The organism is Micromonospora sp. NPDC050980 (assembly GCF_040653835.1).
Classification (GTDB): domain Bacteria; phylum Actinomycetota; class Actinomycetes; order Mycobacteriales; family Micromonosporaceae; genus Micromonospora.
This window is the reverse complement of the sequence record NZ_JBFAGS010000020.1, coordinates 70,267-96,188: the sequence shown is the minus strand read 5'-3', so window position 1 is coordinate 96,188 and position 25,922 is coordinate 70,267. Positions and strand designations below refer to the sequence as shown.

General features: G+C 74.5%; 26 protein-coding genes and 1 riboswitch. Of the genes, 10 read left to right on the top strand and 16 right to left on the bottom strand.

What is annotated here, in order from left to right; translation table 11 throughout:
- The first annotated feature begins 54 nt into the window (after positions 1-54).
- A complete protein-coding gene (locus AB0H28_RS24815) occupies positions 55-999 on the top strand; it encodes a hypothetical protein (RefSeq protein ID WP_358044667.1) in 945 nt (314 codons plus the stop codon).
- Positions 1,000-1,210: 211 nt separating this feature from the next.
- Here the strand turns inward: AB0H28_RS24815 and AB0H28_RS24810 are convergent, their stop codons facing one another.
- Complete coding sequence (locus AB0H28_RS24810; protein WP_358044664.1) at positions 1,211-1,396, bottom strand: hypothetical protein; 186 nt, start codon at positions 1,394-1,396, stop codon at positions 1,211-1,213.
- A 96-nt stretch (positions 1,397-1,492) separates the two neighbouring features.
- On the opposite strand from AB0H28_RS24810, the gene AB0H28_RS24805 reads away from it, so the two are divergent.
- Entirely contained in the window at positions 1,493-1,726 is a 234-nt protein-coding gene (locus AB0H28_RS24805; RefSeq protein WP_358044661.1) for a hypothetical protein, read from the top strand.
- Positions 1,727-1,770: 44 nt separating this feature from the next.
- On the opposite strand, the gene AB0H28_RS24800 is transcribed toward AB0H28_RS24805, so the two are convergent.
- The 4 genes from AB0H28_RS24800 to AB0H28_RS24785 form a co-directional block, all read right to left on the bottom strand.
- A complete protein-coding gene (locus AB0H28_RS24800) occupies positions 1,771-2,664 on the bottom strand; it encodes a GNAT family N-acetyltransferase (RefSeq protein WP_358044658.1) in 894 nt (297 codons plus the stop codon).
- 95 nt (positions 2,665-2,759) lie between these two features.
- Entirely contained in the window at positions 2,760-3,380 is a 621-nt protein-coding gene (locus tag AB0H28_RS24795; RefSeq protein ID WP_358044704.1) for a class I SAM-dependent methyltransferase, read from the bottom strand.
- A gap of 152 nt (positions 3,381-3,532) precedes the next feature.
- Positions 3,533-4,213, bottom strand: a complete 681-nt coding sequence (locus AB0H28_RS24790; RefSeq protein WP_358044656.1) for a DUF2064 domain-containing protein — start codon at positions 4,211-4,213, stop codon at positions 3,533-3,535.
- Complete coding sequence (locus AB0H28_RS24785; protein ID WP_358044653.1) at positions 4,210-4,884, bottom strand: glycosyltransferase family 2 protein; 675 nt, start codon at positions 4,882-4,884, stop codon at positions 4,210-4,212. Before AB0H28_RS24785 ends, AB0H28_RS24790 begins: the two co-directional genes overlap by 4 nt.
- A gap of 145 nt (positions 4,885-5,029) precedes the next feature.
- Between AB0H28_RS24785 and AB0H28_RS24780 the strand changes: the two genes are divergently transcribed.
- Positions 5,030-6,553 (top strand): hypothetical protein, encoded by a 1,524-nt coding sequence (locus tag AB0H28_RS24780; protein WP_358044650.1) that lies wholly within the window; start codon positions 5,030-5,032, stop codon positions 6,551-6,553.
- Positions 6,554-6,670: 117 nt separating this feature from the next.
- On the opposite strand, the gene AB0H28_RS24775 is transcribed toward AB0H28_RS24780, so the two are convergent.
- Positions 6,671-7,741, bottom strand: a complete 1,071-nt coding sequence (locus tag AB0H28_RS24775; protein ID WP_358044648.1) for an NAD-dependent epimerase/dehydratase family protein — start codon at positions 7,739-7,741, stop codon at positions 6,671-6,673.
- A 144-nt stretch (positions 7,742-7,885) separates the two neighbouring features.
- Between AB0H28_RS24775 and AB0H28_RS24770 the strand changes: the two genes are divergently transcribed.
- Positions 7,886-9,205 (top strand): molybdopterin-dependent oxidoreductase, encoded by a 1,320-nt coding sequence (locus AB0H28_RS24770; protein ID WP_358044645.1) that lies wholly within the window; start codon positions 7,886-7,888, stop codon positions 9,203-9,205.
- Positions 9,198-9,632, top strand: coding sequence for a hypothetical protein (locus AB0H28_RS24765; protein WP_358044642.1), 435 nt, complete (start codon positions 9,198-9,200; stop codon positions 9,630-9,632). Before AB0H28_RS24770 ends, AB0H28_RS24765 begins: the two co-directional genes overlap by 8 nt.
- Positions 9,633-9,653: 21 nt before the next feature.
- On the opposite strand, the gene AB0H28_RS24760 is transcribed toward AB0H28_RS24765, so the two are convergent.
- From AB0H28_RS24760 to AB0H28_RS24720, 9 genes are all read right to left on the bottom strand, one after another.
- The gene (locus tag AB0H28_RS24760; protein WP_358044639.1) at positions 9,654-10,883 is read right to left on the bottom strand and encodes an SLC13 family permease; all 1,230 of its coding nucleotides are present in this window, start codon (positions 10,881-10,883) and stop codon (positions 9,654-9,656) included.
- 189 nt (positions 10,884-11,072) lie between these two features.
- Positions 11,073-12,308, bottom strand: coding sequence for a family 16 glycosylhydrolase (locus AB0H28_RS24755; protein ID WP_358044636.1), 1,236 nt, complete (start codon positions 12,306-12,308; stop codon positions 11,073-11,075).
- A gap of 115 nt (positions 12,309-12,423) precedes the next feature.
- Positions 12,424-13,686 (bottom strand): MFS transporter, encoded by a 1,263-nt coding sequence (locus AB0H28_RS24750; protein WP_358044633.1) that lies wholly within the window; start codon positions 13,684-13,686, stop codon positions 12,424-12,426.
- Positions 13,683-14,258, bottom strand: a complete 576-nt coding sequence (locus AB0H28_RS24745; RefSeq protein ID WP_358044630.1) for a helix-turn-helix domain-containing protein — start codon at positions 14,256-14,258, stop codon at positions 13,683-13,685. The genes AB0H28_RS24750 and AB0H28_RS24745 overlap by 4 nt, the downstream gene beginning before the upstream one ends.
- Before the next feature lie 56 nt (positions 14,259-14,314).
- Entirely contained in the window at positions 14,315-14,752 is a 438-nt protein-coding gene (locus AB0H28_RS24740) for a VOC family protein (protein ID WP_358044627.1), read from the bottom strand.
- Positions 14,753-14,829: 77 nt separating this feature from the next.
- Entirely contained in the window at positions 14,830-15,324 is a 495-nt protein-coding gene (smpB, locus tag AB0H28_RS24735; protein ID WP_358044624.1) for an SsrA-binding protein SmpB, read from the bottom strand.
- 44 nt (positions 15,325-15,368) lie between these two features.
- Entirely contained in the window at positions 15,369-16,004 is a 636-nt protein-coding gene (locus AB0H28_RS24730) for a lysoplasmalogenase (RefSeq protein WP_358044621.1), read from the bottom strand.
- Entirely contained in the window at positions 16,001-16,828 is an 828-nt protein-coding gene (locus tag AB0H28_RS24725) for a sterol desaturase family protein (protein ID WP_358044618.1), read from the bottom strand. Before AB0H28_RS24725 ends, AB0H28_RS24730 begins: the two co-directional genes overlap by 4 nt.
- Complete coding sequence (locus tag AB0H28_RS24720) at positions 16,825-17,553, bottom strand: GntR family transcriptional regulator (RefSeq protein ID WP_358044615.1); 729 nt, start codon at positions 17,551-17,553, stop codon at positions 16,825-16,827. Before AB0H28_RS24720 ends, AB0H28_RS24725 begins: the two co-directional genes overlap by 4 nt.
- A 132-nt stretch (positions 17,554-17,685) precedes the next feature.
- On the opposite strand from AB0H28_RS24720, the gene htpG reads away from it, so the two are divergent.
- From htpG to AB0H28_RS24705, 3 genes are all read left to right on the top strand, one after another.
- On the top strand, positions 17,686-19,578 hold the full coding sequence (htpG, locus tag AB0H28_RS24715; protein WP_358044611.1) for a molecular chaperone HtpG: 1,893 nt from the start codon (positions 17,686-17,688) through the stop codon (positions 19,576-19,578).
- Between the two features lie 360 nt (positions 19,579-19,938).
- Positions 19,939-20,083: riboswitch (cyclic di-AMP (ydaO/yuaA leader) on the top strand.
- Positions 20,082-20,684, top strand: a complete 603-nt coding sequence (locus AB0H28_RS24710) for a transglycosylase family protein (protein ID WP_358044608.1) — start codon at positions 20,082-20,084, stop codon at positions 20,682-20,684. (Overlaps the previous riboswitch by 2 nt.)
- A 339-nt stretch (positions 20,685-21,023) precedes the next feature.
- Complete coding sequence (locus AB0H28_RS24705) at positions 21,024-21,464, top strand: YbaB/EbfC family DNA-binding protein (RefSeq protein WP_358044605.1); 441 nt, start codon at positions 21,024-21,026, stop codon at positions 21,462-21,464.
- Between the two features lie 196 nt (positions 21,465-21,660).
- On the opposite strand, the gene AB0H28_RS24700 is transcribed toward AB0H28_RS24705, so the two are convergent.
- Positions 21,661-23,721: a M4 family metallopeptidase gene (locus tag AB0H28_RS24700; RefSeq protein WP_358044602.1), complete on the bottom strand. Its 2,061-nt coding sequence runs from the start codon at positions 23,719-23,721 to the stop codon at positions 21,661-21,663.
- Positions 23,722-24,154: 433 nt separating this feature from the next.
- Here AB0H28_RS24700 and AB0H28_RS24695 point away from each other — a divergent pair, with 433 nt between their 5' ends.
- A complete protein-coding gene (locus tag AB0H28_RS24695) occupies positions 24,155-25,084 on the top strand; it encodes a diacylglycerol kinase family protein (protein ID WP_358044599.1) in 930 nt (309 codons plus the stop codon).
- Between the two features lie 41 nt (positions 25,085-25,125).
- The gene (locus AB0H28_RS24690; protein ID WP_358044595.1) at positions 25,126-25,896 is read left to right on the top strand and encodes a nucleotidyltransferase domain-containing protein; all 771 of its coding nucleotides are present in this window, start codon (positions 25,126-25,128) and stop codon (positions 25,894-25,896) included.
- Positions 25,897-25,922 lie beyond the last annotated feature (26 nt).

Below are 25,922 nucleotides of genomic sequence, written 5' to 3'. Positions count from 1 at the left end.
GGCGTGATCGTCCGGTCAGGAGGGTGGAGCAATGCCTACCACGGGGGAAGCCACATGACCGAGTTGAGTCGTCGTACCCTGCTGCGTGCCGCCGCGTTGACCGGCGCCGCCGCCGCGACCGGCCTCGTCGCCGCCACGCCGGCCTCGGCCGCCGAGGTCGCCAACGGGCCGTGGCTGGTCAGCGTGGGCTGGGGCGTGCTCCAGATCGACCCGGGCCGCACCACGCCGCGACCGCTGCTGCCGGACGGCGACCACGCCAAGACCTCGCCGGACGGCCGGTATGTGGCCTGGGTGAACTCCGCCTGGTCGGGCGACGGCACGTTGCTGCCGTACGTGGCCGTGCACGACCGGGTCACCGGTCAGAAGCGCACGCTGCTCGCCGACCCGCCCGGTGTCCGCTACGGCGCGCCGACCTGGTCGCCGGACGGCCGCGAGATCGCTCTGGTCACCGGGAAGCAGAGTGACACGCTGATCGCGGTCGACGTGGCGACCGGCGGGACCCGGGTGCTGGTCCAGGGCCACGCCATGGGCTCACCGGACTGGTCCCGGGACGGCTCGATGATCGTCATGCACTGGCGCAGCCGTTCGGAGGGCCCGCAACTGCGCGTTCTGGAGGTGGCGACCGGCGAGGTGCGGCGACTCTACGCACCGCAGGTGGGGGAGCGCTTCAGCGGGCCGGTGTTCACGCCCGACTCCCAGCGCGTGGTTTTCTGCACCACCCGCTGGTATCCCCACCTGGAGACGCTCAACCAGTCGCTGGCGTCGGTGCGGGTCGGTGGCACCGGCCTGAAGAAGCTCACCGACGAACCGCGGTTCTACCTGTCGCCGGTGTTCTCCCCGGACGGGCGCTACTGCGCCGCGTTGTCCATCCCGCCCGAGAACGAATACCCCGACGGTGGCAACATCATCGTCTCCACCAGCGGCTTCGGGGCCCAGTGGTGGATCCCCGGCGACGAGTACGACGACAGCACCCGGCTGGACTGGGCGCGCGCGATCTGACCCGCCCGCACCGACGCGGCGGCCGGACGACGGCCGCCGCGTCGGCGTATCCGGAGTGGATGTCCACGCCGTCGGGCGCGCGCGGTGCGAGGCTGGGGGCGGACGCCGCCGACGGGGCCGGCGACCGCTGGGGGAGATGCGATGGCCGAGCCGCCGACGGGACCTCCGCGCACCGCGCGCAGGCGCACGGCCGGCACGCCAACCAGCACCGCTACCACGACGGCGCGCAGGTCGACGGGTACGTCGACGACCCGTACCACCGGGTGCGTCGGGCGGTCGCGGCCCGGCTGGTGGCCGACGGGGTGACCGGCGGCGGGCCGGTGCTGGAGCTGGGGTGCGGGTCGCGCGGCATGCTCGACCCGACCGCGCTGCCCGGGCCGCTGGTGCTTGCCGACATGGCGGAGACCGCGCTGGGCACGGCCCGGCGGGCGGCCGGCGGCCGGGCTTTGCCGGTGCGCCTGGACGCCACCCGTGAGCTGCCGTTCCGGGCGGGATGCTTCACCGGCTGCCCGGCTGCCCGGCTGCCCGGCTGCCCGGCTGCCCGGCTGCCCGGCTGCCCGGCTGCCCGGCTGCCCGGCTGCCCGGCTGCCCGGCCGACCGGCGCAGCTTCGTGGCCGGCCCGCCGGAGACGATCGACCGGCTGGTCAAGCTGGTCACCGCGGCACAGTGGATCGAACCGCAGGTGCGCCGGCTCACCCCGGTCAGCCTGGGCTCGGTCGGCTGGTGAGCTGATTCGCGGGCCCGGCCCGGGTGCGGTGCCCCACCAGGGAATCAGCGGACGACGACCAGATTGGCCATGTCCACCACCGGCCGGAAGCCGAGGCGGGCGTAGAGCCGGTTCGACGTGGGGTTCGCCTGGTCGGTGAAGAGGCACACCCGGGCGCCCTCGGCCCGCAGCCGCCGACTCACCTCGGCGACCGCGTTGCCGGCCCACCCTCGGCCGCGCTGCCCCGGTGGCGTGTAGACCGGTCCCACCCGGGCGACGCCGAACGCCGGGGGGTTCGCGGCGGTGAGGTGCACCGGCCGGCCCGCCGCGTCGGTCCAGAACCAGATCCGGCCACCCCGGATCCGGCGGAGCAGCTCGTCCCGGTCGGGCGTTTCGTGGGCGCTGGCGCCGCGCGGGCGGCCCGCCTGTTCGTCGGCGTCGGCCATGAACGCGCCGAACCAGGCGGCGACGAGGTCGACGTCGTCCTCGCCGGCGGCGGTCAACGCCCCCGGCGCCGGCGCGGGCGGCACCAGCGCGTCGAGTTCGTGCAGCCGGGTGTGCTGGGCGACCTCGACCCGGCCGCCGCACAGACGGGCCACCTCGTCGGCGCAGTCACGGGCCGCGGGCAGGGCACCGTTGACCGCCGACACCTGCTCGCCGCGTCCGTGCCAGGTCCGGGCCAGCGCGACCGCCGCCTCCGCCGGCATCGGCAGCAGGAACGGCGGGCGCGGCGGGAACGGCGCGGCCCGCATCCCCGCGCCGACCACCGCGCCGGAGTCGTCCCGGACCACCAGCCACCAGTCGTCCTCCGGCAGGCTGATCCCCTCGGCCCGGTGGGCGGCCATCCGGTGGGCGACGGAGGCGACCACCGTGTTGACCACCGGGTCGGCCGCCAGGTGGTCGCCAGCGGCGTCGAGGAACGCGTCCGGCTCGGCGTGGAAGTGCAGGGTGGGGGTCATTCCGGCACGGTAGTGCTCGCGCGGGCCCGGCCGTAGCGGATTTCCGGCCCGGTCGTCGGTGCCCGCCGTCTCGCCGCCGAGCCGACACCGCCGGCTCAGGCGGTGGCCAGTTCCGCGAACCAGCGGCCACCGTCCGGCCGCAGGTCCCGCACCACCAGCCCGGCCGCGTCGGCCGGCGCGTGCACCGACCGGGTGTCCAACCGTGCCCAGCGGAAGCTGGGTCCCCGGCGCCGGCCCGACACCACGCGCGCCTGCCCCTGCCAGGCGCCGCTGCCGGGCGGATCCAACTCGACCAGCACGGTCCCCTCCGGGTGCAGCAGTTCCCGGCATCGACCCAGCAGCCGGGCCGGGTCACCACCGATGCCGATGTTGCCGTCCAGCAGCGCGACGTGCCGCCACCGGCCCTCCGCCGGCAACGGGTCGAACAGGTCGGCGCGTACCGCGACCGCACCGCGAGCCCGGGTCAACGCCACCGCCCGGGGGCACACGTCGACCCCGACGGTGGTCACACCGGCGCGGGTCAGCGCCGCGGCGAGCCGGCCCGGCCCGCAACCCAGGTCCAGTGTCGGGCCGTGGCAGCGGGCCACCACCGCGGCGGTAGCCCTCTCGGCCGGACCGTGCCACCGCTCGACCGGCAGCCGCCGACGCACCCCGTCGGCCTGCACCAGCCAGTGGGCGCCGGCCCGCCGCCGCAGCGCCGCGCCGAACCCGTCCACACCGGCCCGCCGGCCCGGCTCGCTCCTCGCGCTCAGGGAGCCGGCGTCGGTTCGCGACTGCGGGGCTCGCAACCCCGGCTCATTCCTCGCGCTCACGGGGCCGGCGTCGGTTCGCGACTGCGGGGCTCGCAACCCCGGCTCACTCCTCGCGCTCACGGGCCACCCACCAGGGTCGGCCGCAACGCGGCGACCTCGCGGGCGAAGCGGCCGTCGGGTGCGCAGCGGGCCACCGCCCGCGCGTCCACCCAGTCGTCCACGTCGCGCAACGTCGGCAGCGCGCCGACCCGGAGGCCGGCCCCGACCAGCGCCGCGTGGGTGAGCCGGCAGGTGTCGGCGGTGGACATCGGCACGCCGCGCAGCGCCGCCGCCCGGCGGGGGTCGCGCAGGCCCAGACCCCACCAGCCGCCGTCCGCGGCCGGGCCGAGCACCGCGTCGGTGCCGGGCGCGGACAACCGGCGTACGGCGGCGGCGAGCCGCCCCGGGGTCACCTGCGGGGTGTCCATGCCGATCTGCACCACCGGCCGCCCCGGGTACGCGTCGGCCACGTCGGCGTGCGCGTGCGCGAGTCGATCGGCCAGGCCGTCGCCGCGCTGCGGCAGCACCGGCCACCCGGCGACCGCGGCGGTCAGGTCCGCGCCGTCCTCCGCGTCGGCGAAGCGCCCGGCCAGTGCCAGCACCGGCAGGACGCCCTCGGTGGCGGCGACCGCGTCCAGCGTGTCGCGCAGCGCGGCGGCGGCGATACGGGCGGCCTGCGCCGGGGTGGCCGGTGGGCAGAGCCGGGTCTTGACCGCCCCCGGCACCGGCGCCTTCGCCACCACCAGCAGGACGGTCACCGCGGGCCGTCCACGCTGCGCAGGACCGTCAGGAAGTCACGGGTGGCCCGGACCGTGCCGCGTACCGAGCCGGACACCTTCGACTTCGTGCCGGCGGCGCGCGGGGCGTAGCGGACGTCGCGCTCGTGGATCCGCCAACCGGCCGCCGCGGCCCGGATCATCAACTCCAGCGGATAACCGAACGCCCGGTCGGTCACGCCGAGGGCGAGCAGGTCCGCGCGCCGGGCGACCCGGATCGGGCTGAGATCGCGCAACGGCACCCCGCGCTGGCGCAGCAACGCGGCGACCAGCGCGGTGCCGGCCCGGGCGTGCCACGGCCAGGCGCCGGTGGACACCGGCCGGCGGCGACCCACCGCCAGGTCGGCCGTGCCGGCCGCCACCGGGGCGACGAGCGCCGGCAACTCGCCGGGGTCGAACGAGCCGTCCGCGTCCAGCACGCAGACCAGTGCGGTGTCGGCGGCCTCCAGCCCGGTGTGCACCGCCGCGCCGTAACCGCGCCGAGGCTCGCGTACCACCCGTGCGCCGTGCCGGGCGGCCACCTCGGGCGAGCCGTCCCGGGAGCCGTTGTCCACCACGATCGCCCGGTAACCGGGCGGTAGCGCGTTCAGCACCCCGGGCAGGGCGGCGGCCTCGTCCAGGCACGGCAGCACCACGTCGATCTGTGTCGGCATGCCGCCGAGGCTAGGCCGGCAGCCGCCCGGGTGAGCCCGGATCGCCCTTACGGAACCCTTACCGGTCAGGCATTTCTTACCGACCGGTGACAGGTCGGCGGTTGTCCTGACGAGCGGTGCCGGCGGGCCGTACCGTGCGGTCGTCATGAGACTCGCACCCACACTGCGCCGCACCCCCACCGCGGAGCGGGCCGGGCCCTCACGCCGGGGCGATCTGGTCGCGGTCGCCGTCGAGGCGGCGCTGCTCGCCGCCGCCGTCGTGGTCGGGCTGGTGCTCAACCGGCGCGGCGTCGGCCTGCACGCCGACACCGCGCCGCTGTACGCCACCTGGCACCCCCACGTGGGCTGGGGCACGCCGCTCGCGGCGGCGGTCGCGCTGGTCGTGCTCGGCCCGGGACTGCGCTGGTCGCGTTCCGCGCGGTGGGGGCCGCTGCTGGCCGCCGGCTGGCTGGCCGCGGTGGCCTGGACGCTGGCGCTGGCCCTGGTGGACGGCTGGTCCACCGGGCTGACCCGGCGACTGACCGCGCAGGCGGAGTACCTGCACGAGGTGCCCCGGGTGACCGACATCCCGGCCATGCTGGCCGGCTTCACCGGTCGGATCCTGGACTTCCAGCCCGAATCCTGGTCCACCCACACCGCCGGGCATCCGCCGGGCGCGCTGCTGATCTTCGTCTGGCTGGACCGGGTCGGGCTGGGCGGCGGCGCCGCCGCCGCGCTGTGCTGCGTGCTGGTCGGGGCGACCGCCGTGGTCTCCGTGCCGGTCACGCTGCGCGCGCTGGGCGCCGCCGACGCGGCCCGGGCGGTGCTGCCGTTCCTGGTGCTGCTGCCCGGCGCGGTGTGGTTGGGCGCGTCCGCCGACGCGGTGTTCACCGGCGTGGTGGCCGCGGGGCTGGCGCTGCTGGCGGTCCGCGGGCCACTCGCCGCGCTGGCCGGCGGCCTGCTGCTCGGCTTCGCGCTGCACCTGTCGTACGGATTCGCGCTGGTCGCCGCGCTGGCGGTGACCGTGCTGGCGTTGCGGTCCGACCGTCGCCGGGCCGCCCTGCTCACCGCGACCGCCGGCGTCGCGACCGTCATGGCGCTCTTCGTGCTGGCCGGCTTCCGCTGGTGGGAGGGGTACGACCGGGTCGTCGAGCGCTACTACCAGGGCTGGGCGGCCGACCGCCCGTACACCTACTGGGTATGGGCGAACCTCGCCGCGCTGCTGCTCTCCGCCGGCCCGGTGCTCGGCCCGGCGCTGCGCCGCACCGCCGTCGCCGCCCGACCCGTGTTCGGTCCGGCGCTGTGCCGCACCGCCGTCGCCGCCCGGGCCACCTGGTCGGCCGCCGTCACCGGGCGAGCCGCTCGCGACCGTGCCGGGTCGTCGTCGGTTGCCGCGCCGTCGTCGGACGACACGTTGTTCGTCGGCCGGTCGGGGGCTCGGGTCGTCGGGGTACGGCGACTGGTCGGACTCGGGCCGGCGGTGCTGCTGCCGGCCGCCGCCGCGCTGGCGGTGACCGCCGCCGACCTGTCCGGGATGAGCAAGGCCGAGGTGGAGCGGATCTGGCTGCCGTTCGTGGTGTGGCTACTGGTCGCCGCCGCTCACCTGCCCCCACCGACCCGCCGCCGCTGGCTCGCCGCCCAGGCCCTGACCGCCCTGCTCGTCAACCACCTCCTGCTCACCGTCTCCTGACCGGCCGCGATTCACCGAGCATGGAGGGGTGGCGCCCAGGATGTCGGACAGGACCGATATCGGAGGTCCACCACTCCATGCTCGACGAGTCGATCCGGCCGGGCCGGGGGCGGGTGGTCAGGCGGGTTGGGGGGAGAGGGCGGCGGGGGAGCGTAGGGGGTCGGTGGCGAAGGCGGTGACGCCCTCGGTGAAGGTGACCCGGGCGGTGTAGCCGAGCAGATCCCGGGCACGGGCGGGGTCGGCCACCACGTGCCGGACGTCGGCCGCCCGCGCGCCGCCGGCCACCACCGGGTCCGGGCCGCCCATGGCCGTCGCCAGGGCCGTCGCCAGGTCGCCCACGGTGTGCGGCTCGCCGGAGCAGACGTTCACCGGCACCAGGCCGTCGGGCGCCGGCGCGGCCAGCGCCAGCAGGTTCGCCCGGGCCACGTCGGTGACGTGCACGAAGTCCCGGCGCTGGCGGCCGTCCTCCAGGACGACCGGCGCGCGGCCGGCGGCCAGCGCCGAGCGGAACAGCGACGCGACCCCGGCGTACGGGGTGTCGCGGGGCATCCGGGGGCCGTAGACGTTGTGGTAGCGCAACGCCCACACCCCGCCGCCGGTCTGCCGGGCCCACGCGGCGGCGTAGTGCTCCTGGGCGAGTTTGCTGGCCGCGTACGTGCTGCGCGGCTCCAACGGCGCGTCCTCGGGCACCAGCGCCGGGGCGAGCGTGCTGCCGCAGTCGGGACACGTCGGGTCGTACCGGCCGGCGGTCAGGTCGGTGGCGCGGCGCGGGGCGGGGCGGACCACGCCGTGCCGGTCGCAGGTGTAGCGCCCCTCGCCGTAGACGACCATCGAGCTGGCCAGCACCAGCCGGCGCACCCCGGCGGAGTGCATGGCGGCCAGCAGCACCGCCGTGCCCAGGTCGTTGTGCGCCGCGTAGTCGGGCGCGTCGGACGGGTCGAGGCCGTGCCCGATCATGGCCGCCTGGTGGCAGACCGCGTCCACGCCGGACAACAGCCGGCCCAGCAGCGCGGCGTCGCGCACGTCGCCGACCACCGGGTCGTGCCGCCGGGACCACTGCGGCAGCGTGCCGCCGTGCGCCTGCGGCAGCAGGGCGTCCAGGCAGACCGGCTCGTGGCCCTCGGCCGCCAGCAGGTCGGCGATCTGCGATCCGATGAAGCCGGCCGCGCCGGTGACCAGTACCCGCATACCGGCCCACGCTAGGGCACCCGGGCCGGGTCGGCGGCCGGTTCAGGCAGGACGTCAGCGGTCCGTAAGAGACGGCGGCGGTAAGGCATCGGTAATGCGGCAAACGCCGTCACGGGCCGCCGGCGGCGTCTAGCGTCCCATCCCGTGAGCAACGACGTCCCGCCGCCGCACGACCCGGCGTACGCCGCGCCGGCCCGGCTCTGGCGCACCCTGGACCGCCACCGCCCGCCGGGCGTCGACGCGGTCGACCGGGCCTGGCGCAGCCCGGTACGCGGACCGTGGCTGACCTCGGTGCTGGGCGCGGTGCTGCTGGCCACCCTGCCGCTGGTGGTGGTCACCGGGCTGCTCGACTGGATCGCCTACGGACCCCGCTTCGACCAGGCGTTCCCCCGCGACGTGGGCTGGCTGCACCCGCCGGTGTTCGACTGGCCGACCCGGCCGGCCTGGCTGTTCCGCCTCACCCAGGGGCTGCACGTGACGCTCGGCATCGTGCTGGTGCCGGTGGTGCTGGCGAAGCTCTGGTCGGTGGTGCCGAAGCTGTTCGCCTGGCCGCCGGCCCGCTCGGCCGCGCAGGTGCTGGAGCGGCTGTCGTTGCTGCTGCTGGTCGGCGGCATCCTGTTCCAGAGCGCCACCGGCCTGCTCAACATCCAGTACGCGTACCTGTTCGGCTTCGACTTCTACACCGCGCACTGGTACGGCGCGTGGATCTTCACGGTGTCGTTGGTCGCGCACGTGGCGATCAAACTTCCCCGGTTGGTGACCGCGCTGCGCGGGCCGGGCTTCGCGCGTACCCGCGTGGACCGGACCGCACCGGAGCCGGCGGACCCGGACGGCCTGGTGGCCCGCCGCCCCGGCCCGGCCACGATGAGCCGCCGCGGGGTGCTGGCGCTGGCCGGCGGCGGCGCGCTGCTGCTGGCCGCGCTGACCGTGGGGCAGAGCGTGGACGCGCTGCGGCGCACCGCGCTGCTGCTGCCCCGCGGCCGGCGCGTCGGCGGCGGGCCGACCGGCTTCCCGGTCAACCGCACCGCCGCCGCGGCCGGCGTGACTGCCGAGGCCACCGGGCCGGGCTGGCGGCTGTCGCTGCGGACCGGCGACCGCGCCGTCACGCTGGACCGGGCCGGGCTGCTCGCGCTGCCGCAGCACACCGCGACCCTGCCGATCGCCTGCGTGGAGGGTTGGTCCACGTCGCAGACCTGGACCGGGGTACGCCTGCGGGACCTCGCCGCGCTGGTCGGCGCCGCCGACCCGGCGGCCGCCCGGGTCAGCTCGCTGGAACGCGGGGGTCTGTTCCGCCGGGCGACCCTGCACGGCGGGCAGGTCACCGACCCGGACGCGCTGCTCGCGCTGCGGGTCAACGGCGTCGACCTGAGCGCGGACCACGGTTTTCCGGCCCGCGTCATCGTGCCGGCGCTGCCCGGTGTGCACTGCACCAAGTGGGTGGAGGAGATCGTGTTCGATGGCTGACCTCCGGCGGGCGTACGGCGCGGCGCCCTGGCACCTGCTGCTCCTGGTCGGCTGCTTCGCGGTCGCCGGGTGGGTCGCGCTGCGGCTGGCCGGCGAGCCGGGCGCGGGGCGGATGCTGCTCTGGTTCGTCGGCGCGGTCATCGCCCACGACCTGGTCCTGTTCCCGGCGTACGCGGCGGCCGACCGGGCGCTGGGGCACGCCGGCCCGTCGCTGCGCAACCACGTCCGGGTGCCGGCGCTCGCCTCGGCGCTGCTGTTCCTGGTCTACCTGCCGGGCGTGCTCGGCCTCGGCGACGGCACCTACGCGGCGGCCACCGGCCTGACCCCCGAGCCCCTGCTCGGCCGCTGGCTGGTGGTCACCGCGGTGCTGTTCGCCGCGAGCGCGCTGCTCTTCACGATCCGCCGGGCGCTGCGCTGGACGTCCTGACCCGGCCCGGCCGCCAGTCGGTCAGGCGCCGGGGCCGACCAGCAGGGCGGCGACGGTGACGGTCGTGGCGAGCGCGGCCAGCGCGGCGCTGGTGGCCACGAACCGCCCCAGCGGCACCGCCAACCCGGCCGCCCGGCAACGCTCGTACCAGATCAGCGTGGCCAGTGATGCCCACGGCGTGGCGAGCGGGCCGACGTTCGTGCCGACCAGCAGCGCCAGCAGTTGGGTGTGCCGGTCGGCGGCGATGACCGCCTCGCCGGCCACGTACGCGGGCAGGTTGTTGACCACGTTGCTGAACAACGCGCCGACGGCGCCTGCCCGCAGCGCGCCCTGCATGCCCGGATCGCTGCCGATCAGCGCGCCCATCACGGTGTCCAGCCCGTGCCGGCCGACGGTCTGCACCACCAGGAACAGCCCGGTGACGAACACCAGCAGCCGCCACGGCACCAGCGCCGGGCGCAGCCGGTGCCGGGCCCGCACCGCGAAGCCCGCCAGCAGGATCGCGGCGGCCACCGCGGAGGCGACGCCGATCTCGACGCCGGCCAGCACCCCGGCGACGAAGAGCAGGCAGGCGGCCAGCGCGGTCCGGTGGAGCAGGCGGTCCGCCGGCACGTACGGCGGCGGCGGAACGAACTGCTCGGCGCCGGCGCGGGCCGGTCGCCAGTACCACCGCCACAGCAGCAGCATGGTGACCGCGACGGCGACCACCTGCGCCCACCACATCCGGGCCGCCCACGGCACCGGATCCAGGCCGATCCGGTCGCTGGCCAGGATGTTCGTCAGGTTGGACACCGGCAGCAGCAGGCTCGCGGTGTTGGCCAGCCAGACGGTGGTCATGGCCAGCGGCGTCGCCGGCACGCCCAGCGTCCGGGCCAGCGCGATCATCACCGGCGTCAGCAGCACCGCGGTGGTGTCCAGGTTGAGCGCGATCGTGGTCACCGACGCGAAGCCGACGCAGAGCCAGAACAGCGCCCGGAAGCTGCCCCGCGCGCTGATCGCGACCCGCGCGGCGAGCGCGTCGAAGACCCCGGCCACCGCCGTCAGCTCCGCCAGCACCACCACCGTGCCGAGAAAGACCAGGATCGGGGCGATCCGGCGGAGCGTGGCCTCGGCGTCGGCGCGCGGGAGCAGGCCGGTGAACACGCAGGCCACGCCGACGACGGCGAGCGCGATGGCGATCCAGTCCAGCACGTGCAGCCGCCGACGGGGCCGGTCCGGCGCGGCGGACGGCGGGTCGCCGACGGTTTCCACGAACGCCGATCGTCGCACATCCGCCCGGTCCGGTCCGCCCGAGGCGATCGGTGCGTCGAGCTGCCGACGGTGGGAGCCGGACGAAGCGCGGGCGGCGCCGGAGGTGGCCGCGCTGCACTCGACGGCCGGTCCGGCCTGGGTGGGGCCGGGGCGGGCGGTGGGTGCCGCCCGCCCCGGCTCACCGGTCGGTCAGCGCCGCCACTTCTGGTTGGCGGTGCCGCCGCACTCCCAGATCTGCAGCCGGGTGCCGTCGGCCGAGCTGGGTCCGGTGGCGTCCAGGCACTTGTTGGCCTGCGGGTTCACGATGTCGCCGGCCGAGCTGAACACCCACTTCTGCGCGCCGGTGCCGTTGCAGTCGTAGAGCTGAACCTTGGCGCCGTTCGCGGTCGACCCGGAGGCCACGTCCAGGCACTTGCCGAGCGCGCGCACCGAGCCGTCGGCGTTCCACGTCCAGCGCTGGGCGGCGGTGCCGTTGCAGGTCCAGAGCTGGACCGGGGTGCCGTTGGCGGTGTTGGCGCTGGCCACGTCGACGCACTTGTTGCCGTATCCGACGATCTGCCCGCCGGTGCCCCCGCCACCGTTGTCCCAGGCCTGCACCCGCACGTAGTCGACGGTCATGGTCTGCGGGAACGTGGTGGAGCCGTCCGGCGAGCCGGGCCAGTTGCCGCCGACCGCCACGTTCATGATCATGAAGAACGGGTGGTCGAAGACCCAGCGGTTGCCGCCCGCGTCGGCCGGCGTCTTGCGGGAGTACGCCACGCCGTCGAGGTACCAGGTGATCGAGTCCGGGGCCCAGTCGACGGCGAACGTGTGGAACGCGTCGGCGAGGGCCTGGCCGCCCGGCAGGGACGTCGACGCGCCGATGCCGTTGCCGCCGGAGTAGCCCGGGCCGTGCAGGGTGCCCCAGACGGTGGACGGCGCGTAACCGACGTTCTCCATGATGTCGATCTCACCGCTGTTGGGCCACGGGTTGCTGCCGATGTCGTTGCCGAGCATCCAGAACGCCGGCCACAGCCCCTGCCCGCGCGGGATCTTGATGCGGGCCTCGAACCGCCCGTACGCCTGGGCGAAGGTGCCGTTGGTCAGCAGCCGGGCCGAGGTGTACTGGCAGCTTCCGTACCAGCAGTTGTAGCCGGCCGGGTTCTCCTTGCGGGCGGTGATGACGAGATTGCCGTTACCGTCGAGCGCGGCGTTGCGGGTGCTGTTGGTGTAGTACTGCAACTCGTTGTTGCCCCAACCGCCGCCGCCGATGTCGTAACGCCACTTGCTCGCGTCGGGGGCGGCGCCGGCCGGGCCGTTGAAGTCGTCGGACCAGGTGACCGCGCCGGGGGCGGCCACCGCTGGGGTGCTCGGGACGGTGGTGAGGGCGGCCGTGAGGCCGACCGCCGCCATCGCCAGTGCGGCGACGGTACGGATGCTGCGCACGGGGTGCCTCCTGCGGTGGTGGGGTCCGTTCACCGTCCGTCCGGCCGCCCCCGTCGAACGGTTAACAAACCATAGAGATAGGCTTCGATGAAGGTATGAACGAAGCCGCCCGATGTCAAGAGAGCGCTTCCTCCGGCTCGCGCTGCCACGCCACCGGCGACGGGCGGCCCATCGTGCGCCACGGCCCGCCCAGCAGCGGCGTGAGCACCACCAGCAGGTAGCAGGCCCCCATCACGACGAGCGTGGAGGCGGGGCCGAACCGGTCGGCGGCCAGCCCGGCGCCGAGCGCGCCGACCGGCATGGCCGCCCAGGCGCCGGCGCCGATCACCCCGTACACCCGGGCCCGCATCGATGCCGGCACCCGCTCCAGCTCCACCGCGCCCATCAGTGGGTTGAGCGCACCGGCGGCCAGCCCGGCCACCGCGACCACCGCGACCACCACCGGCAGCGGCGGCGCGGCGGCGAGCGCCCACAGCGGCGGCGCGCCGCAGATCGCGTACGCGGTGACGAACGTGGCCCGGCGCGGCAGCCGGTGCCCGACCCCGCTGAACACCAGCGAGCCGATCAGCGCACCGCCGCCCATGACGCCGACCAGCAGGCCGAACGCGGCCGGACCGCCCAGTTCGCGGTCGGCGACGACCGGCAGCAGCACGTTGCTCTTGGCCGCGTCGAACAGGTTCGTCACCAGCACCAGCAGCACCATGGCGCGCAGCAGCGGCTCCCGCACCAGGAAGCGCAGCCCGGCGGCGAACTGCCGCCAGTAACCGCCCGCCTCCACCTCGTCGTCCTCGATGGACCGGCGTAGACCGCGCGGCACCAGCAGCGTCACGACGAGCGCCGAGACGGCGAACGTCGCCGCGTCCACGGCGAGCACCGGCAGCGCGCCCAGCACGCCGACCAGCAGGCCGGCCACCGGTGCGCCGATCATGCGGGCGCCCCGTGAGGTGGCCTCCGCCCAGCCGACCGCCCGTTCGATCGGCACCCCGGCCGCGACGGCCGCCTCCGGCAGCAGCGCGGTGCGGGCGGTCTGGCCGGGCGTGTCCAGCAACCCGCTGACGAAGACCAGCGCCAGCAGCGCCGGGAACGGCAGACCGACAGTGGCGTGCAGCAGGGGCACGGCGGCGACGGTGACGCCGGAGATGACGTCGGCCAGCACGCTGGACCGCCGGTAGCCGATCCGGTCGACCAGCACGCCGCCGAACGCGCCGCCGAGCACCACCGGCGCGGTGGCGAACGCGCCGGCCAGCCCGGTGGCCGCCGGCGAGCCGGTCTCGGCCAGCACGTAGAGCGGCAGCGCGATGAGCGTCAGCACGTTGCCGGTCAGCGAGACGGCGTGCCCGATCAACAGCCCGGCCAGCGGCCGGCGGTCGCGGCTCACTGCGGCCCCCGGTAGGCCTGCCAGATCAGCGTGACCATCTCCGCGCCCGGCCGGCCCGACGCGCCCCGCTCGCGCCAGCGCCGGCCCAGCGCGGACAGCTCGTCACGCAGCTCGCCCAGCTCGTCGGGAGTCAGGTGCAGCACCGTGTCGCTGCTGGTGGTGCCGCGCACCCAGGCCAGGTCGAGGCTCGCCTCGGACTCCAGATAGGCCTGGTAGCGGGCCGCGTAGCGTGCCATCACGGCCCGGCTCAGCAGGTTGCTGGCGAGCCGCCGCTCCGGGTCGTCGAGCAGCTCGACCGGATCCCAGTCGGTGGTGGCGTGCGCGGCCCGCCACCACCGCTCGCGGCGGTCGCGGGCCAGCTCGGGCGCCTCGGCCACGAAGCCGTGCTCGGCCAGCTTGCCGACGTGCCAGCTGACCGAGCCGACCGCCTCGCCGGTGCGCTCGCTCAGCATCCCCACGGTCTGCGGGCCGCGCAGGCGTAGCTCGCCGAGCAGTCGCAGCCGGGTCGGGTGGGCCAGCGCCCGCATGGCCCGCGGGTCGGTCAGGCGCACGTGCCGGGGCTCGGTGGACATGCCGTCAGGCTAGACGGACAAGAAACGACGTACAAGGTGTCTTGTATGTTCGCGGGTCAGTCCAGGCAGAACTCGTTGCCCTCCGGGTCGGTCATCGTCAGGTGACCGGCGTCGAGCGGGGGAGCGGGCTCGTGGCGGGCGACCCGGCCGGCACCGCGCGCGACCAGCCGGTCGGCCGCCGCCTCCAGCGCCGCCATCCGGGCGTCGCCGGTCAACCCGGGCGCAGCGCGCACGTCCAGGTGCACCCGGTTCTTGACCCGCTTCGGCTCCGGCACCCGCTGGAAGAACAACCGCGGTCCGGTGCCCTCGGGGTCGACCACGGCCGAGGCGTCGTGGTGCCGCTCCGCGGGCACACCCATCGCGGTCAGCGCCTGCTCCCACGAGTCGAAGCCGTCCGGCGGCCCCTGCACCCGGTAGCCGAGCGCCTCGGCCCAGAACGCGGCCAGTCCGGCCGGGTCGGCGCAGTCGAAGGTGAATTGCACGTCGAGGCCCATCTCAGCTCTCCTCACGTCGGGTCCCGGCCAGCCTGCCGCAGAAAGCGGTCAGGAACTGTCCGTGACCCGCCGGGGAGTCAGGACCGGCGGGTCGTCCCGGCCCGGCCCTTGAGCCGCCGCCCCATCTCCCGGGCGATCTCCCGCTTGGCGTCCCGCTCGGCGAGCGCCTGACGCTTGTCGTACGACCGGCGGCCCCGGGCCAGGCCCAGCTCGACCTTGGCCCAGCCGTCGGCGAAGTAGATCGACAGCGGCACCAGCGTGACGCCGCCGTCGCGCAGCTTCTCCAGGATGCGGGCGATCTCCACCCGGTGCAGCAGCAGCTTGCGGGTGCGCCGGGGCGCGTGGTTGGTCCAGGTGCCGAAGCCGTACTCGGCGATGTGCAGCCCGTAGAGCCAGATCTCGCCGTCGCGCTCCTGAGCGAACGCGTCGACGAGCGACACCCGCCCCTCGCGCAGCGACTTCACCTCGGTGCCGGCCAGCACGATGCCCGCCTCGTAGGTCTTGAGGACGTCGTAGTCGTGCCGCGCCCTCTTGTTCGAGGCGATCGGTTTGCGCCCGTTCTCCCTGGCCACGCCGGCAGGATACCCGCCGGCACCCGGCGGACCGCCGACGCCGCTCAGGCGGGCACCGCCTCCGGCTCCCGGTCCACGTCGGCGCGGTCGGCCACCCAGCCGGTGACGATCAGCAGCAGCGCCGCAGCGTAGGTGCTCATCACCAGCAGGCCCGCGCCGGGCAGCTCCGTGCCGGCCGCGCCCACGCCGATGAGCAGGTCGGATACGAGGAAGCACGCCCCACCGGCGGCGACCCGCGCCGACACGCCGGTCGCGGCGGCGGCCATCAGGCACAGCGCCAGGCTGTAGCCGAGCACGGGCGCCCGTAGCGGCCCCAGCGCGCCCCACAGCAGCGCGTTGCCGACGGCCCAGGCAAGCAGGTAACCGGCCCAGGCCGGCACCGGCGGTCGGCCGCGACGCAGGAACGCGGCGAGAAAGGCGAGCTGCGCGATCAGGAAGAACCCCATCCCGAGCAGGAACGCGGTACGTCCCGGCACGAGCAGGGCCACGTCCCCGGCGGTGGCCGCGACCAGACCCGCCGCCACCGCGTCCACCCGGCGCCGGTGCGCGTGGAGGTACGCCAGCAGCACCGGCGCCAGCAGCGGCTTGGCCAGCCACTGGAGCACTGTCGAGTCGAGTGTGACGCCGACCAGTTCGACAGCGGCGACGACGCCGAACAGGGCGAGCCAGGGGCGTCTCACCGGGCCGGCTGCCAGCCGGGACGGCCCAGCAGGTAGCCGAGCCGGTGTCGCCAGCAGGTGGCCCGGCGTAGGTCGGCGAGGATCGCGGCGAACTCGTGGGTCGCCACCCGCAGCGGGTTGTAGGTGCCGATGTTCTTCGTCAGCCCGTAGCGCGCCGGGGCCCGCTCCGGCTCGAAGCTGCCGAACAGCCGGTCCCAGACGATCAGGATGCCGCCGTAGTTGCGGTCGAGGTATTCGGTGTTGGAGCCGTGGTGCGCCCGGTGGTGCGACGGCGTGTTGAAGACCCACTCGATCGGCCGGGGCAGCTTGCCCACCCGCTCGGTGTGCAGGAAGAACTGGTAGAGCAGGCTGATCGACTGCTGGAGGAAGATCATCCACGGCGGGATGCCGAGCAGTGCCAGCGGCAGCCAGAACGGCAGCGAGGTCATCGGCGTCCAGCTCTGCCGCAGCGCGGTGGAGAGGTTGTAGTGGACGCTGGAGTGGTGCACGACGTGGCTGGCCCACAGCACGCGCACCTCGTGGTGCGACCGGTGGAACCAGTAGTAGGCCAGGTCGTCGGCGAAGAAGACGATCGCCCAGGTCCACCAGTCGCCGGGCGAGAGGTGCACCGGCGCGACGGTCCACAGCGCGGCGTAGAGGCCGACCGTGAGCAGCTTCCACGGCACGCCGATGAGCTGGCTGCCCAGCCCCATCGACAGGCTGGTGGTGGTGTCGCGCAGCTCGTAGCCGCGCTCGTCGTCGTCGGGCAGGAAACGGTAGGAGACCGCCTCGATGACGATCAGCAGCAGGAACGCCGGGACGGCGTACAGCACGGCGGGGATCATGCGCGCGCTTCCCTTCCGGGGGTGGGGGTGGTGGGGGTGGTGACCGGGGCGGTCAGCAGCGCCCGGGCGTGCCGGGCGGCCGCCGCGCCCTGGCCGGACGCGACGGCGGCGGCGAGCCGGCGGTGGCCGGCCACGTCGAGCAGTTCGGCGGCGCGGGCGTCGGGGGGGACGTCGCCGACGGCGAACGTGCCGGCCACCAGACTGTTGAAGGCGAGCTGGTAGGCGGTGTTGCCGCTGCCCAGCACGACCAGTCGCCAGATGCGGATGTTCGCCTCGGCCATCCGGTCGAGGTCGGGCGCGAGCGTGCCGTACTCCTCGGCGGCGTGGACCAGCGCGGCGACGACGTCGGTGTCGGCGCGCTCGGCGCAGAGCCGGGCCGCGTCGACGCCGACGCACGCCCGCATCTCCAGCATGTCGCGCACCAGCGTCTCGACCGGGAGTACGTCGCCGGAGCGGGCCAGCGACAGCGCCAGGTCGAGCCCGGCGTGCACCCGCCAGTCGAGCACCCGGGTCGCGCCGCCCTGGCTCACCCGCACCAGGCCGAGTTGTTGCAGCCGGCGCAGCGCCTCCCGGACCGCGTGCCGGTTGACCGCGAACGCGGCGGCCAACTCGCGCTCGCCGGGCAGCGTCTCGTCCGGGCGGTGCCGGCCGGCCACGATGGCGTCGCGGAGCTGACCGAAGACGTGGTCGGAGACCGAGGCGCGGGGGGCGGGGACGAAGGTCATGCGCAGCAGTGTGGCCCGGGACACATCAACCCGTCAACTGGTTGGACCAGTTTAGGTGCCGGCCGGTGCGTGCCGTCGCGGTCACCCCTCGTATCCTTTCGCCGTGGACCCACGACCGGGAAGGGAGTCGGTGTGAGCGACCGGGTCGAGACGTTGGAGTTCCAGGCCGAGGCGCGTCAGCTCTTGCAGTTGATGGTGCACTCGATCTACTCAAACAAGGACGTCTTCCTGCGTGAACTCATCTCCAACGCGTCGGACGCGCTGGACAAGCTGCGGCTGGAGTCGCTTGTCGACAAGGAGCTGTCCGCCGACACGTCGGACCTGCACATCGAGCTGGAGGTCGACCGGGACGCCCGCACGCTCACCGTCCGGGACAACGGCATCGGCATGTCCCGCGACGAGGTGGTCGCGCTGATCGGCACCATCGCCAAGTCGGGCACCGCCGAACTGCTGCGCAAGCTGCGCGAGACCAAGGACGCCGCCGCCTCGCAGGAACTGATCGGCCAGTTCGGGGTCGGCTTCTACGCCACCTTCATGGTCGCCGACAAGGTGACGCTGCTGACCCGCCGCGCCGGGCAGGCCGCCGGCACCCGATGGGAGTCCACCGGCGAGGGCACCTACTCCGTCCAGCAGGTCGAGGACGCGCCGCCGGGCACCTCGGTCACCCTGCACCTCAAGCCGGTCGACACCGACGACAACCTGCACGACTACACCGACGAGCGGACCATCCGGGAGATCGTCAAGCGATACTCCGACTTCATCGCCTGGCCGATCCGGATGACCGTCGACAAGCCCGGCGAGGACGGCGCCACCGTCCGCGAGGAGCAGACGCTCAACTCGATGAAGGCGCTCTGGGCGCGCTCGCGCGACGAGGTCGACGAGTCCGAGTACAAGGAGTTCTACCGGCACGTCGCGCACGACTGGGCCGACCCGCTCGACACCATCCACATGCGGGGCGAGGGCACCTTCGAGTACGAGGCACTGCTCTTCCTGCCCTCGCACGCCCCGCTCGACCTGTTCTCCCCGCAGGGCCGCCGCGGCGTGCAGCTCTACGTCAAGCGCGTGTTCATCATGGACGACTGCGAGGCGCTGATTCCCAACTACCTGCGCTTCGTCAAGGGCGTGGTGGACGCGCACGACCTGTCGCTCAACATCTCCCGGGAGATCCTGCAACAGGACCGGCAGATCCGCGCGGTGCGCCGGCGGCTGGTCAAGAAGGTGCTCGGCACGCTCAAGGACATGTCGGCCGAGTCGTACCGCACGTTCTGGACCGAATTCGGGCCGGTGGTCAAGGAGGGTCTGCTGGAGGACCCGGACAACACCGAGACGCTGCTCGACCTGGTGCGCGCCGCCTCCACCCACGACCCGGCCGAACCCACCTCGCTGCGCGGCTACGTCGAGCGGATGAAGGACGGGCAGACCGAGATCTACTACGCCACCGGCGAGAACCGCTCCACCATCGAGAACTCCCCGCACCTGGAGGCGTTCCGGGCCAAGGGCTACGAGGTGCTGATCCTCACCGACCCGGTGGACGAGGTGTGGGTCGAGCGGGTCGGCGCGTACGACGGCAAGACGCTGCGCTCGGTGGCCAAGGGCCAGGTCGACCTGGAGACCGAGGAGGAGAAGGAGCAGGCGGAGGCCGAGCGGCAGGAGTACGCCGACCTGCTCGCGTTCCTCGGCGACGCGCTCACCGACAGCGTCAAGGAGGTGCGCCTGTCCACCCGGCTGACCACGTCGCCGGCCTGCGTGGTGGGCGACGCGTACGACATGACGCCGACGCTGGAGAAGATGTACCGGGCGATGGGCCAGGAGGTGCCCCGGGTCAAGCGGATCCTGGAGCTGAACCCGACCCACCCGCTGGTCACCGGCCTGCGCAAGGCCCACGGCGAGGGCGGCGACACCGCCGCGCTGACCGAGACCGCCGAGCTGCTGTACGGCATGGCGCTGCTGGCCGAGGGCGGCGAGCTGGCCGACCCGGCCCGCTTCACCCGCGTCCTCGCCGACCGTCTCGCCCGCGGCCTCTAGCGGTAAGGAGGGGCCCCTTGTTAACGCCTGGCGTTAACAAGGGGCCCCTCCTTACCCGCAGGTGCGGAAGGATCGAGGCGTCCCGACCAGCCGCAGCATCCGCGGCTGGTACGCGCCCACCCCGATGCCCACCGGGTGCGCCGGGCGCCGGCCCGCTCCGTTCCTCGCGCGATCTGGCCCGGTCCCGCCCCACGGTAGCCCCACCTCAGGTCGGCGACGGCGAACTCGTGTCCCTGGACGCGGTAGCCCGACCGGGTGAAGAACGTCACAAGAAGTGGTCGATCGTCGCGAATCGTCCCTAGCGTCGGTTCCGTTCGCAGTCGCGGACACCACGGTCCGGCAACGCCCAATCCCGCCGCCGGCCGGTGGTACCCGAACCTCAGGCGGGAGCGGGGGACCCACAGGTTCCATGGTGCACGTCACCTCGGGGTGAAGCCGCCACCGGCGGCCGGGCTCCTCGGCCCGAACCCGACAGCTCACCTCGTCGGCGTGGAGGAATCCACATGTCAACTGCATACTCATCCCGGCGCCGCCGGACCGTGGTCGGCGCGCTCGTCGCCGGCGCCGCCACCGGTGCCGCGGCACTGTTCGGGCCGGCCGCGCCGGCCAGCGCCGCGAGCGTGAACTGGGACGCCGTCGCCCGCTGCGAGTCGGGCGGCAACTGGCACATCAACACCGGCAACGGCTACTACGGCGGGCTCCAGTTCTCTCGCAGCACCTGGAACGGCTACGGCGGCCAGAAGTACGCCGCCCGGGCCGACCTGGCCAGCCGCGCCGAGCAGATCGCCGTGGCCGAGAAGGTCCTCGCCGGGCAGGGCATCGGCGCCTGGCCGGTCTGCGGCAGGAAGGCCGGGTCGGGCTCGACCGCGTCCACGAAGAGGGCCGCCAGCCCGACGAAGAAGACCGTTTCGCGCCCGTCGGGCGGGGAACGGCGCGGCGCACCGACCACCGGGTCCCACCTGGTGCGGCCCGGCGACACGCTGTCCGGGATCGCCGCGGCGAAGCACGTCGCCGGTGGTTGGCGGGTCCTGTACGCGCGCAACCGGGCGGTCGTCGGCGAGGACCCGGGTCTGATCTTCCCGGGGCAGCGGCTGCGCTTGCGCTGATCCCCGGCCGCGGGTGGTGTCCCGCGGCGGGCCGGCGCTCTTGAGCCCTGTCGCACGCCGTGGGGCCGGTGTCGCGTCGTGCGGGTGCCTGCCACTCCGCGACACCGTCCGGTGGCTCCGCGCGTCGTGGTCCCTCGGGACGTGTCGCGCCTGGACGACGCGAACGCCCGGCCGGTTCGTCCGGCCGGGCGTTCGCGGTCTGCGCGACACGCCGGGCGCGGAGGTGTCCGCCCTGCTCCCGGCGTCACCTGCCCGGCCGGGCGCGGCTGGTGACGAGGTTCCGTCGGCGCCGGTTGCTATGGTCACGAGGCTCGGCTAAGACGTGAAGAAAGCGCGGATATGACCAACGATGCGTTCTCGGCCGCCGCGAGCCTCGACGAGCTGCTGACCCGCACGCAGCAGGCGCTGGCCGCGATGCGGTCCCGGGCCTGCGGGCTCGCCGACGGTGAGCCGGGCGAGCTGCTGCTGGCCGAGGGTGCGGCTGCCGGCGGCCGGGTCCGGGCGGTCGCCGTCCAGGGTGGCCGGTTGCACTCCGTCGTCGTGGACCCGGAGTTGGCCGGGGTGCCGCTGGATATCCTCTGCGGACACCTCGTCGACGCCGTCAACGACGCGCTGAGCGAGTTGGACGCTCAGGTCAGCGCGTCCGCCCGGGCGGACACCGACGCGCTGGCCGCCCGCCTCGGCGGCCCGCCCGACCAGGCGGAGCTGTTCAGCCGCACGATGCACGAGGTGGCCGCGCGGATCCGCCGCGACCGCGCCGCCGCGTCCCGCCCCGCCTGACTCGCCCGACCGCCCTCAACGGCGGACGAACGCCCGCCCGCTGGCGCGCTTCGGCTGTTGATCGACTCCGGTGCGGGGAGGTGGCGGTCTCGGGGACACGTGGGTGCCGCCACCTCCCCGCACCTGCGCCAGGCAACCGGCCGGGACGTGGAACGGCCGGCCGTCGGGAGCCGACGGCCGGCCGTTCGTGTCGCGGTCAGCTCAGCGTGACCGCCGTGTCGTCGACGACGAAGGACGTCTGCAGGGAGGCGTCCTCCACGCCGCTGAACGAGATGGTCGCCGTGGTGCCGGCCAGCGACGAGATGTTGAAGGATCGCTGCACGTAGCCGGTGGCCTTGTTCAGGTTGGAGTAGGTGGCCAGCGTGGTGCTGCCGGCCTTGACGGTCAGCTTGTCGTAGGCGGTGCTGGTGGTCGACTCCGCGCTGTCGATGTGCAGCCAGAAGGTGAGCGTCGCCTGGCAGCCGGCCGGGATGCTCACCGACTGGCTGAGCGTGTCGGTGTGCGAGGAGCCGTAGCCGTCGAGCCACGCCTTGTACGAGCCGCTGTGCGCGGCCTGGCCGCTGTCGGTGGTGATGACGCCGGAGGTGGCGCTCCAGTTCACGTTGCCCGACTCGAAGCCGGGGTTGGCGAGCTTGTTGCCGGAGCAGCCGCCGGACGGCGGGGTGGAGGTGGCGGTCGGCGTGGGCGTCGTGCCGCCGGAGCAGGTCGGGTCACCGGACTGCGCCGGCACGCTCACCGCGTTCCAGGCCGCCTTGACGGCGTTGAACTCGGTGCAGCTGCTCGGGTAGAGGTTCTTCGCCGCCTGCAGCGTCCAGGTGCGGTACTTCAGGTACGACGAGGACGAGGTCTTCAGCAGCATCGCGTTGTACATGATCTTGATGGCCTTCTGGATGCCCAGGCCGGTCACGCTGCTGCCGTTGCAGGTGGAGCTGGACGGCTGCCCGTTGGTCGGGCTGCTGCCGTTGGCCAGCAGGTAGAACCAGTGGTTGCCGGGGCCGGCGGAGGCGTGCACCTCGCCACCGGGAACGCTGCTGGAGTAGCAGTTCGGGTCGCCGAGCGCGCCCGGGTTGTACATGTTGCGGATCGGGCCGGAGCCGACCAGGTTGATCTTCTCGCCGACCAGGAAGTCGGGCGCGTCGTAGCTGGACGGCTCGTTGGCGAACCACTCGGTGGCCGCGCCGAACGTGTCCGCCACGAACTCCTGGGTGCCGCCCCGGGAGATGCCGCCCGGGGTGTGGTCGTCGATGCCGTGGCCGATCTCGTGGGCCACCACGTCCAGCGAGCCGATCCACTGGTCGGCGGTGTTCTTGCCGATCTGCACCTGGCTGCCGTCGTAGTAGGCGTTCTGGTCGTTCAGGCCCACCCGGATCGGCCAGTAGCCGCCGTTGCCGTCGGCACCGTTGCGGCCCAGCCACTGGCTGAGCATCTTGTGCTCGGTCTGCGCGGCGAACAGCGCGTCGACGCAGCCGGTCTCCCGGTTGGTGGCGGTGCCGTTGCCCCAGGCGTCGTCGGTGCCGCTGAACGTGGTGTTGTTCGCCGCGTCCTGGCAGCTCAGGTTCGTGACGGTCGGGTCCTTCATGGTGTAGGTGCTGCCCGACTTGGTGGTGTTCAACGTGAGCGGGCTCGGCCCGTTCCAGGCGCCGGTGCCGGTGCCGGCGACGACGTGCTCCTGCGTGCCCAGGACCGCGCCGGTCCGGGCGTCGACGTCCACGGTGAGCCGGCTGGGGCCGTCGGCGTTGGTGCCGCGCACGGTCGTCTCCCAGGCCAGCGCCGGGCTGGCGCCGAGCGTGTAGACGACAAGCGTGGTGCCCTCGACCGAGCTGACGGTCTTGAGCTGGGCGCGTGCCTTCTTCGCGGCGGCGGCCGAGGTCAGCTTCGGGGTGGTGGCGAGCGCGCCGATCGGCCGCTGCTGGGCGACCGAGGCGTACTTCAGGTTGCCGGCGGCGTCGGTGGCGAGCACGAAGTCGCCGCCGACCACCGGCAGTCCCTTGTAGGTGCGCTCGTAGGGCACGTACTGGGTGCCCTCGGAGGAGATGACCGGCTTCTGCACGAACGCGTCGTCGGAACCGGCCTGCAGGTAGGCGGGGCGGTCCGCGACCAGTGCGCGGGCCGAGTCGGCCGCCGCCGCGCGGGCCTGGGCGGGGTTGGGGGCGGCGGGCCCGGGGGGCGCGGCCTGCACGGCCGCGGCGGTGCCGGCGGCGATCACGCCGGCCGCGGCCGCGCCGGTGAGCGCGGCGAGGCGAGGTGAGAGCTTCAAGGGGGTTTGCTCCTGTTCCTAGGCGCGCAGCACGGAGCCCGGTGGGGTCGGGCGGCGCGATGGTGCGAGGCGGGGGTGACGGCCGGTCACCGGAGCTGCCGGCGTGGCTCCGGGTCGACAGATCGACCGTCCGAGCCGCCGGGGGTTCGACGACTCGCTTGCTGCACAATCACACGCCGTCGGAGTCGCGAGCAATGGGTGACCCGGGCAACCGACGACTGCCGGACACCTCGCCGTCGACCCGGATTCAGGAAGCAATGATCTTCAATAGCACCTGATCAGGGTGAACATTGTCGACGATGGACGGCGGGGTGCCCGACCTGCGTGCATTGCCGCAGTTCGCGGATCGTGCACAGAGTTTCAGCGCGGTTGCGCCGGAACCGCGCCGCACCGGCAGGCGTGCGCCGGGCGGGCCCTGGGTACCAGGACCCCCATGGGGACGAACCCGGCCGAGCGCGCCGACACCGCAGCCGTGGCGACCGGTGTCGTCGCGGTCGTCGCCCACCGCAAGAAGACGTTCGGCGGCGGTCTGGACGAGCTGCGCGCCCGGCTGGCCGGCGCCGGAGTCGGGCGGCTGCTGTGGCACGAGGTGCCGAAGAGCCGCAAGGCCCCCGACCGGGTCCGCCGGGCGCTGGACGAGGGCGCCGACCTGGTGCTGGTCTGGGGCGGCGACGGCATGGTGCAACGGTGCGCCGACGCGCTGGCCGGCAGCGGCGTGCCGATGGGCATCCTGCCCGCCGGCACCGCCAACCTCTTCGCCACCAACCTCGGCATCCCCGCCGACCTGCCCGCGGCGGTCCGGATCGCGCTGCACGGACCGCGCCGGCGGCTGGACCTGGGCCGGATCAACGGGGAGCACTTCGCGGTGATGGCCGGCGCCGGGTTCGACGGCGACCTGATCCGCGACGCGGACCGCAAGCTCAAGGGCCGGCTCGGCCGGTTCGCCTACGTCTGGACGGGGCTGCGGCACGTGCGCGGCGAGTGCGTGCGCACCCGGATCCGGGTGGACGGCGCCGACTGGTTCGACGGCGAGGCGAGCTGTGTGCTGTTCGGCAACGTCGGCACCATCACCGGCGGCATCCCGGCCTTCGACGACGCCCGACCCGACGACGGCGCGCTCGAGGTGGGCGTCGCCACCGCCAGCGGCGCGGTGGACTGGGCCCGCACGCTGGGCCGGATGGCCACCGGCCGCTCCGACGAGTCGCCGTTCGTGCGGATCACCCGGGGCCGCAAGGTCACCGTGCGGTTCGCCGCGCCGAAGACGTACGAGCTGGACGGCGGCGCACGGGGCACGGCGAAGCGGTTGAAGGTCAAGGTGGCACCGGGCGGGCTGACGGTCTGCTGCCCGGAGCGCGCGGACTGACCCCCCGGGCCGGTCCGCTCCTGGCCGGGCAGGATGTCGGCATGCGCGACGACGTCCGGGACTACCTCGCCGAGTTGGTCCGGCGCGCCCGGGGCGTGCTCGGTGCCGAGCTGGTCGGCGCGTACGCGGCCGGCTCGGTCGCGCTGGGCGCCTACCAACCGGGGCGCAGCGACGTGGACGTGGCGTTGCTGGTCGACGGGCCGCCGTCCCCGGCCGCGAAGCGGACGCTGGTGCACCGGTTGCGGCACGAGGAGCTGCCCTGCCCCGCGCGTGGCCTGGAACTGGTCGCCTACACCCGGGCGGTGGCCGCCGCCGGCCGCAGCGAGCCGGGCTTCGAGCTGGAGCTGAACACCGGCGCCACGATGCCGTCGCGCGTCACCTACCACCCGGCGGACCGGCCCGCCGCCGACGGCCGGTTCTGGTATGCGCTGGACCGCAGCATCCTGCGCCAGTCCGGGCTGACCCTGCTCGGTCCGCCGGCCGCCGACGCGTTCGCCGATCCGGCCCCGGCGGCGCTGCGGGCGCTGCTGGTCGACGCGCTGCGCTGGTGGCTGGCGTTGCCCACGCCGCCCGGCGACGCGCCGGCGCCGGGCGCCGAGGACGCGGTGCTCGGGGCCTGCCGCGCGCTGGTGCGCTGCCGCGACGGCGTCTGGCTCGGCAAGGTCGACGCCGGGCGGCGGGTGGCCGCCGACGACCCGGACGCCGCGCTGATCCACCGGGCGGTCGCCGCGCGCTCGGGCGGGCCGCCGCCGTCCGGCCCGGCGGCCCGCGCGTTCCAGCGGCGGGTGCTGGCGCAGCTCGACGCCGGTTGAGCCGCCGCTAGGGTGGGCGGGGGGAG

Bases quoted from the DNA above. Each gene is read 5' to 3' on its own strand.
- AB0H28_RS24710 (WP_358044608.1), top strand. From the start codon at position 20,082: ATGTCAACTGCATACTCATCCCGGCGCCGCCGGACCGTGGTCGGCGCG.
- AB0H28_RS24785 (WP_358044653.1), bottom strand. From the start codon at position 4,884: ATGCCGACACAGATCGACGTGGTGCTGCCGTGCCTGGACGAGGCCGCC.
- AB0H28_RS24810 (WP_358044664.1), bottom strand. From the start codon at position 1,396: ATGTCGGCAAGCACCAGCGGCCCGGGCAGCGCGGTCGGGTCGAGCATG.
- AB0H28_RS24800 (WP_358044658.1), bottom strand. From the start codon at position 2,664: ATGACCCCCACCCTGCACTTCCACGCCGAGCCGGACGCGTTCCTCGAC.
- AB0H28_RS24805 (WP_358044661.1), top strand. From the start codon at position 1,493: ATGCTTCACCGGCTGCCCGGCTGCCCGGCTGCCCGGCTGCCCGGCTGC.
- AB0H28_RS24725 (WP_358044618.1), bottom strand. From the start codon at position 16,828: ATGATCCCCGCCGTGCTGTACGCCGTCCCGGCGTTCCTGCTGCTGATC.
- AB0H28_RS24695 (WP_358044599.1), top strand. From the start codon at position 24,155: ATGGGGACGAACCCGGCCGAGCGCGCCGACACCGCAGCCGTGGCGACC.
- AB0H28_RS24765 (WP_358044642.1), top strand. From the start codon at position 9,198: ATGGCTGACCTCCGGCGGGCGTACGGCGCGGCGCCCTGGCACCTGCTG.
- AB0H28_RS24780 (WP_358044650.1), top strand. From the start codon at position 5,030: ATGAGACTCGCACCCACACTGCGCCGCACCCCCACCGCGGAGCGGGCC.
- AB0H28_RS24740 (WP_358044627.1), bottom strand. From the start codon at position 14,752: ATGGGCCTCGACGTGCAATTCACCTTCGACTGCGCCGACCCGGCCGGA.
- AB0H28_RS24815 (WP_358044667.1), top strand. From the start codon at position 55: ATGACCGAGTTGAGTCGTCGTACCCTGCTGCGTGCCGCCGCGTTGACC.
- AB0H28_RS24690 (WP_358044595.1), top strand. From the start codon at position 25,126: ATGCGCGACGACGTCCGGGACTACCTCGCCGAGTTGGTCCGGCGCGCC.
- AB0H28_RS24705 (WP_358044605.1), top strand. From the start codon at position 21,024: ATGACCAACGATGCGTTCTCGGCCGCCGCGAGCCTCGACGAGCTGCTG.
- AB0H28_RS24745 (WP_358044630.1), bottom strand. From the start codon at position 14,258: ATGTCCACCGAGCCCCGGCACGTGCGCCTGACCGACCCGCGGGCCATG.
- AB0H28_RS24720 (WP_358044615.1), bottom strand. From the start codon at position 17,553: ATGACCTTCGTCCCCGCCCCCCGCGCCTCGGTCTCCGACCACGTCTTC.
- AB0H28_RS24775 (WP_358044648.1), bottom strand. From the start codon at position 7,741: ATGCGGGTACTGGTCACCGGCGCGGCCGGCTTCATCGGATCGCAGATC.